At 75.6% G+C, this 6,524-nt stretch carries 4 protein-coding genes and 1 pseudogene; 3 read left to right on the top strand and 2 right to left on the bottom strand.

The window, feature by feature from the left end:
* Nucleotides 1-1,023: 1,023 nt before the first annotated feature.
* Nucleotides 1,024-2,805 (top strand): annotated as a pseudogene (locus C1I95_RS30930) (WG repeat-containing protein); the annotation flags it as partial.
* A gap of 116 nt (nt 2,806-2,921) precedes the next feature.
* Complete coding sequence (locus tag C1I95_RS30925) at nt 2,922-3,920, top strand: aldo/keto reductase family protein (protein ID WP_111219243.1); 999 nt, start codon at nt 2,922-2,924, stop codon at nt 3,918-3,920.
* A gap of 157 nt (nt 3,921-4,077) precedes the next feature.
* Here C1I95_RS30925 and C1I95_RS30920 read toward each other — a convergent pair whose 3' ends face one another.
* Nucleotides 4,078-4,869, bottom strand: coding sequence for a site-2 protease family protein (locus C1I95_RS30920; protein WP_111219241.1), 792 nt, complete (start codon nt 4,867-4,869; stop codon nt 4,078-4,080).
* Entirely contained in the window at nt 4,869-5,069 is a 201-nt protein-coding gene (locus C1I95_RS30915) for a hypothetical protein (protein WP_111219239.1), read from the bottom strand. The genes C1I95_RS30920 and C1I95_RS30915 overlap by 1 nt, the downstream gene beginning before the upstream one ends.
* A 158-nt stretch (nt 5,070-5,227) precedes the next feature.
* On the opposite strand from C1I95_RS30915, the gene C1I95_RS30910 reads away from it, so the two are divergent.
* On the top strand, nt 5,228-6,524 hold a 1,297-nt coding region (locus C1I95_RS30910), incomplete at its 3' end, for a serine/threonine-protein kinase (RefSeq protein ID WP_111219237.1).

Raw genomic sequence — 6,524 nt, 5'->3', positions numbered from 1 at the left:
GAGCTGGAGCCCGCCGCCCGCCAGCCGACCCGGTACCTCCCGCCGCCGGCCGAACCGTCCCGGCCTGTGCCGACCCCGCCGCCAGCCGACGGCCAGGGCTGGTTCGGATCACCCACACCAGGTCCGGCCGCCGCGCCGGACCGCGTCGCCCCCACGCGGCCCCCGGCCGAGCCGGCCGCCGCGCCTGGCCCAGCTCGCCCGACCGCCGAACCGGCTCGCCCGACCGAGCCGATCTCCGTGCCCCCCGGCGCGCCGTCACCGGCCTCGGCGGCACCGGTCTCCGCACCACCGACGTTCGCGCCGCCGGTCTCCGCGCCGCCAGCCTCCGCACCGCCGACCTCCGGACCGCCTACCCCGACCTCCGGACCGCCTGCCCCGGCCGCCGCCCGGCCGGGGCACCCGGTGCCGGCATCACCCGGAACCGCGGTTCCGGCGTCCGCCGATGGCGTCACAGCCCTGAGCGGCGGCGACGCGGGCCGGATATCCACTCCGCCGGCCCCGACGAGTAGCCCGCTTCCGCCGCCGTCCACGTACCCGTATTCCGCGCCGCCGGCCGGCCCAGCACACCCCGCAGCCGCGCCGCCCGTTGACCCGGAGTACCTCGCAACCGCGCCGGCCGCCTGGGCGGCACCGGTCTCGGCACCGCCTAACGTTCCGCCGTCACCCGGCTCGGTGCCGCCCGCATCACCCGTGTCCGCGCCGCCGGCACCACCGGCGTCCGCGCCCTCGGTCTCGGGACCGCCCGCACCACCGATCTCCGCACCGCCGGTCTCGGTCCCGCCAACCTCCGAACCGCAAGCACCGCCGATCTCTGCACCGCCGATCTCGGGACCACCAACCTTCGCGCCACCGGTCGCGCCGCCGGCACCACCGACATCCGCACCGCCGGCACCGCCGGTCTCCGCACCGCCGGCACCGCCGATCTCCGCGACCCCGGTCTCCGGACGGCCGAGCGCGGCACCGCCGGTCTCCGCACCACCGACGTCGACGCCGCCAGCGCCGCCGATCTCCGCGACCCCGGTCTCAGGACCACCGACCCCGGCACCGCCGATCTCCGCCGCCCCGGTTTCAGCACCGCCGAGCGCGCCACCGCCGGTCTCCGCAGCACCAGCGCCGCCGGTCTCCGCACCACCGGCACCACCGACATCGACGCCACCAGCGCGGCCGGTCTCCGCGCCGCCGGCATCGAGCGTCGCCGCGCCGGCGCAACCGGCCACCACACTGCCGACCTCGGGACCGCCGCTCGCCGCGCCACCCTTCACCGCGCCGTCCACCGACGGCCCGCCGCCCGCCGACGGTCCGGTGCCCGCCGACGGCCCGCCGCCCGCCGACGGCCCGGCACCCACCGACGGCCCGGCACCCACCGACGGTCCGGTGCCCATCGACGCCGCACCGCCCACCGACGCTCCGCCGCCCGTCTCCGCACCGCCCGCCGATGCCACGGCAGTGGACGACGGTGAGCCGGCGGCCGGGGCGGCGGACGATGCCGATCAGGAACCCGAGCCGCCGGCCGATCCCGAGCAGGTGTTGGCGAACTACCGCTGGCGTCTCGACCCGACGAGCCTGCGTGACGTCGTGGATGACCCGGAGGAGTTGCGGACCGTCCGGGACCGGCTCACCGACAAGCTTGCCGGGGCCCTGGACAACCGGTCCCGGGCCCGGCTGCTGAGCCTGCGGGCGGTGGCGTCACGCGTTCTCGGCGATCTGGACGACGCGCTGGCCGACGGCCGGATGGCGCTGACCTACGCCGAGGCGACCGGGGAACTTCGCCGCGCCGCGCTGGCCCAGGCGCGGCTGGCGCACGTGCTGCGCTGGCGCGGCGAGTTCGCCGAGGCGGACCGGCTGTTCGCGGAGGCCAACTCGGCCGAGCTACCCGACCGGCTGCGGGCCGCCCTGCACGAGCACTCCGCCCGCTGTTGTTACGACCAGGGCCGGCTGATCGAAGCCTGCCACCACTTCGAGCGCGCCCTGGACCTGCGCGGCGAGGGCGACGCCGAACTGCTGGCCCGGGTCCGGATCGGGCTGGACGCGATCGCCACCCGGGCCGAGGCGGGCGGCTTCGGGCCGTACCCACGCGGTTGGGACGAGATCCTGGAGCGTGACCGCAGCCCGGTGCCCGCCCGCGACGGCGGTCAGGGCCTGTGGGGTTACGCGGACCCCGAGGGGGACATGGTGGTGCCGGCCCGGTACGCCGAGGCGCAGCCGTTCCGGGACGGTCTGGCCTGGGTACGCGGGCCGCAGACCGACCGGTGGTCGTTGATCGACCTGACCGGCGAGACGCTGATCGGGCCGACCTATCTGGCGGCCCGGCCGTTCTCCGACGGGCTGGCCTGGGTGGTGCGCGACGAGAGCGGCTGGCTGGCCGTCGACACCGCCGGTGAGGTGGTCGTGCCACCCGGCTTCGCCGACGTGCGGCCGTTCCGCAAGGGCGTGGCCGTGGTCCGCCGGGAGGGCTGGGGTGCCGTCGACCGGACCGGCCGGATCGTGGTGCCGACCCGCTACCACGGTTTCCACACCGCTCTCGCCGACGGCCGGTACGTCGACGGTTTCACCGACGAGGGCCTGGCCGTGATCGACCTGGCCGGCCGGAAGGGCGTGGTGGACCGTACCGGCATGGTGATCGTCGCGCCGGCGCACCCGGTGCTGCTCATCCACCCGGTGGCCTTCCTGGCGACCAACGGCGGCGGGCGCTGGGGTGCGCTCGACCGGCGGGGCGAGCCGCTGATCGACCCGGTGTACCGCAACCCGGACGAGGTCGTCGCGGAGATCGAGGCGTTGCTGGCAGACACCACCCCGATGCTCTGAACGACTCGCGACGGGCCGCGATGGTCGGGCCGGGCAGCCCGCCGGCTCGGAATCCCGCCCGGGCGCACCCATCACCGGGGCGGTCCGCCGTGCTCGGGGCGGGCTAGGGTCAGGGCATGGAATTCCGACACCTGGGCCGCTCCGGCCTGATGGTCAGCGAGATCTCGTACGGCAACTGGATCACCCACGGCTCGCAGGTCGAGGAAGACGCGGCGGTCGCCTGCGTCCGAGCCGCCCTGGACGCCGGCATCACCACCTTCGACACCGCCGACGTCTACGCCGCCACCCGCGCCGAGGACGTGCTCGGCCGGGCGCTGGAGCACGAGCGGCGCGAGGGCCTGGAGATCTTCACCAAGGTGTACTGGCCCACCGGCCCGGGTCGCAACGACCGGGGCCTGTCCCGCAAGCACATCATGGAGTCGATCAACGGCTCGCTGCGCCGGCTGCGGACCGACTACGTGGACCTCTACCAGGCCCACCGGTACGACTACAGCACGCCGCTGGAGGAGACGATGGAGGCGTTCGCCGACGTCGTGCACTCCGGCAAGGCGCACTACATCGGCGTCTCCGAGTGGAAGGCGTCGCAGATCCGGGAGGCGCACGCCCTCGCCCGGGAGCTGCGCATCCCGCTGGTCTCCAGCCAGCCGCAGTACTCGATGCTCTGGCGAGTCATCGAGAGCGAGGTCGTCCCCACCAGCGAGGAGCTGGGCATCGGCCAGATCGTCTGGTCGCCGATGGCACAGGGCGTACTGTCCGGCAAGTACCTCCCCGGCCAGCCGCCGCCGGCCGGTTCCCGGGCCACCGACGAGAAGTCCGGCGCGGGCTTCATCGCCAAGTGGCTCACCGACGACGTGCTGACCCGGGTGCAGCGGCTGCGGCCGCTGGCCGACCAGGCGGGGCTGAGCATGGCCCAGCTGGCCATCGCCTGGGTGCTGCAGAACCCGAACGTCTCCTCGGCGATCGTCGGGGCGACCCGGCCCGAGCAGGTGCAGGACAACGTCAAGGCGGCCGGCGTCAAGCTCGACGCCGGGCTGCTCAAGGCGATCGACGAGATCGTCGAGCCGGTGACCGAGCGCGACCCGGCGCGTACCGAGTCGCCGGCCGCGCGTCCCTGATCCGACCTGGCCCGGCCGGCGCGCCTCGCGTCGGCCGGGCCACTCGGGTCGGCCCGGTCGGCCCGGGTCGCTTCCGAAGGCCGCGCCGCGCTCGTCGCGGGTCAGCCCGGTCGCGTCAGCCCGGTCGCGTCAGCCCGGTCGCGTCAGCCCGGTCGCGTCAGCCCTGCCAGAAGCGGACCAGCTCCAGGCCCCTGGCGTAGAGCCCCGACGGCAGGCCGAGGAAATCGCCGATCGCGAAGACCGCACCGAAGAACCAGCCGCCGATCCGCGGGTTCCACAGCAGCGCGAAGAGCAGGATGAAGCCGTACGGGGCGAACAGGTCGTACATCCGCCGCCACTGCGGGTTCAGCCACGGCTGGATCATGTTGCCGCCGTCCAGTCCGGGCACCGGCAACAGGTTGAGCACGCTGGCGGTCACCTGGAGGAAGGCGAGCAGGGCGACAGCGGCCCAGAACTCGATCGGGCCGCCGCCCGGCGCGCCGAGCCGCAGCACCACCACCAGCACCAGCGCGAACAACACGTTGGTGGCCGGACCGGCGAGGCTGACCAGGGTGTGCCGCAGCCGCCCGGGGATCACGTGCCGGTCCACCCAGACCGCGCCGCCCGGCAGGCCGATGCCGCCGAGCAGCACCACCACCACCGGCAGCACGATGGACAGCAGCGGATGGCTGTACTTCAGCGGGTTGAGCGTCAGGTAGCCGCGATGCGCCACTCCCCGGTCGCCGGACCGGTACGCGACCACGGCGTGGGCGTACTCGTGCAGGCAGAGCGAGACCAGCCAGCCGGAGACGACGAAGCCGAAGACGGCGAGCCGGACGTTGCCGATCCCGTGCCAGGTCAGCAGGGCGCTGGTCACCAGCAGCGCGACCAGGACGAGGAAGACCGGGCTGGGCCGGAACGCCGCCCGGGGCACCCCGAGCACCAGCGGCTCGGCGTCCCGGGGGGCCATCACTCGGCCACGGGCAGCAGGCTCATCCGGTACTCCACCCGATCGTCCTCGACGAGCGCGACCGAGGTGACGCCGGACGCCGCGAGCTCCCGCCAGGTCTGGCCGATCCAGGACTCGGCGTCCGCCTGGCTGCCGAACGACTCGGCCGGCCCGTCGACCGGCTCGCCGTTCGCGCCCTCGTACCGCCAGCTCCACGCCATGTGCGCGTCTCCCCTCGCCGCTGATGTCCCGTGGGACGGACCTCCGCCAGCGTAGTCGGCCGCACGCGCGGCGGCCGGGCCCTCACCCCGCCGACGGGCGGCCGGGCGAGCGGGCGGCCGGGCCGCAAGCCCGGATCGACGGCCGGTACCGTGGCCCGGTGCTGACTTCGGGGGTCGTGCTCAGCGAGCGGTACCGGCTGGGCGAACGGGTGGCGACCGGCGGGATGGGTGCGGTCTGGCGGGGTACGGACCTCCTGCTGGATCGCGAGGTGGCGGTCAAGGTGCTGTTGCCGGGGCTGACCGCCGACCCCGAGTTCACCACCCGGTTCCGGGCCGAGGCGCGGATGCTGGCGGCCCTACGGCACCCCGGGGTGGTTGCGGTGCACGACGTCGGGCGGGCCGCGCTCGCCGACGGCAGCCACGTCGACTACCTGGTGATGGAGTACGTGGACGGCGAGCCGCTGGGCGCCCGGCTACGGCGGGCGGGGCGGCTGGATTCGGTCACCACCATGTCCGTGGTGGCGCAGACCGCCGAGGCGCTGCACGCCGCGCACCTGGCCGGCATCGTGCACCGTGACGTGAAGCCGGGCAACCTGATGGTCAAGCCGGACGGCCGGGTGGTGCTGGTCGACTTCGGTATCGCCCGCTCCGGCGCCACGGCCGGGATCACCGCCGCCCACATGGTGCTCGGCACGGCCTCGTTCATGTCTCCGGAGCAGGCCGCCGGGCAACCGATCTCCGGCGCGAGCGACATCTACGCGCTCGGCGCCGTGGCGTACCTCTGCCTCGCCGGGCGGCCCCCGTTCGTCGGGGACAACCCGCTCGACGTGGCGCTACGGCATCTGCGGGACGAGCCGCCACCGTTGCCGCCGGACGTTCCCGCGCCGGTGGCCGCGGTGGTGTCCCGGGCGATGATGAAGCACCCGGCCGGCCGGCACGCCAGCGCGGCGGAGCTGGCCGAGGCCGCTGCGGCGGCCGGCCGCGCGGCAGCGGGCGGACGGCCGCCCGTCGCGAGCCAGCCGTGGGCGGCGGCGCCGCCCGCGCCGGGTCCGCGTCCCGCCGCAGCCGCCCCCGCGGCGCCGCCAGCCGGGTTCGCCGATGCCGAGGCGACCACCATCGGGACCTCGCCGGCCGGCCGTGACCGGGCCCGTCGGTTCCGGCGTCCGGCGGTGCTGGCCACCGCGGCGGGCATCGTGCTTGCCATCGTGGCCGGGGTGGCGGCAGCCGTGGCGTCCCGGCCACCGGCCGACGACACCGCCGCGAAGGACGACCCACCCGTGCTGATCGGCGACCCGGGGCTGGTGGCCTCGCGGCGCGCCGGTGCGGGCGGCAGCGAGGAGCCCCCGGAGAGCCGGTCACCGTCGCCCGGTGCGGCGACGACGGCAGCGGCGGCGACCCCGTCGCCGGACCGAAGCAGCACTCCGGCGACCACCTCGGGGCCAAGCTCCCCCGCCC

Source organism: Micromonospora craterilacus, from assembly GCF_003236315.1.
Lineage (GTDB): Bacteria > Actinomycetota > Actinomycetes > Mycobacteriales > Micromonosporaceae > Micromonospora > Micromonospora craterilacus.
Note: the sequence above shows the minus strand (reverse complement) of the source record. Positions and strands in the feature narration are given on the sequence as shown.

Excerpts from the sequence above, each read along its gene's own strand:
- C1I95_RS30925 (WP_111219243.1), top strand. The coding sequence starts at position 2,922 with ATGGAATTCCGACACCTGGGCCGCTCCGGCCTGATGGTCAGCGAGATC.
- C1I95_RS30920 (WP_111219241.1), bottom strand. The coding sequence starts at position 4,869 with ATGGCCCCCCGGGACGCCGAGCCGCTGGTGCTCGGGGTGCCCCGGGCG.
- C1I95_RS30915 (WP_111219239.1), bottom strand. The coding sequence starts at position 5,069 with ATGGCGTGGAGCTGGCGGTACGAGGGCGCGAACGGCGAGCCGGTCGAC.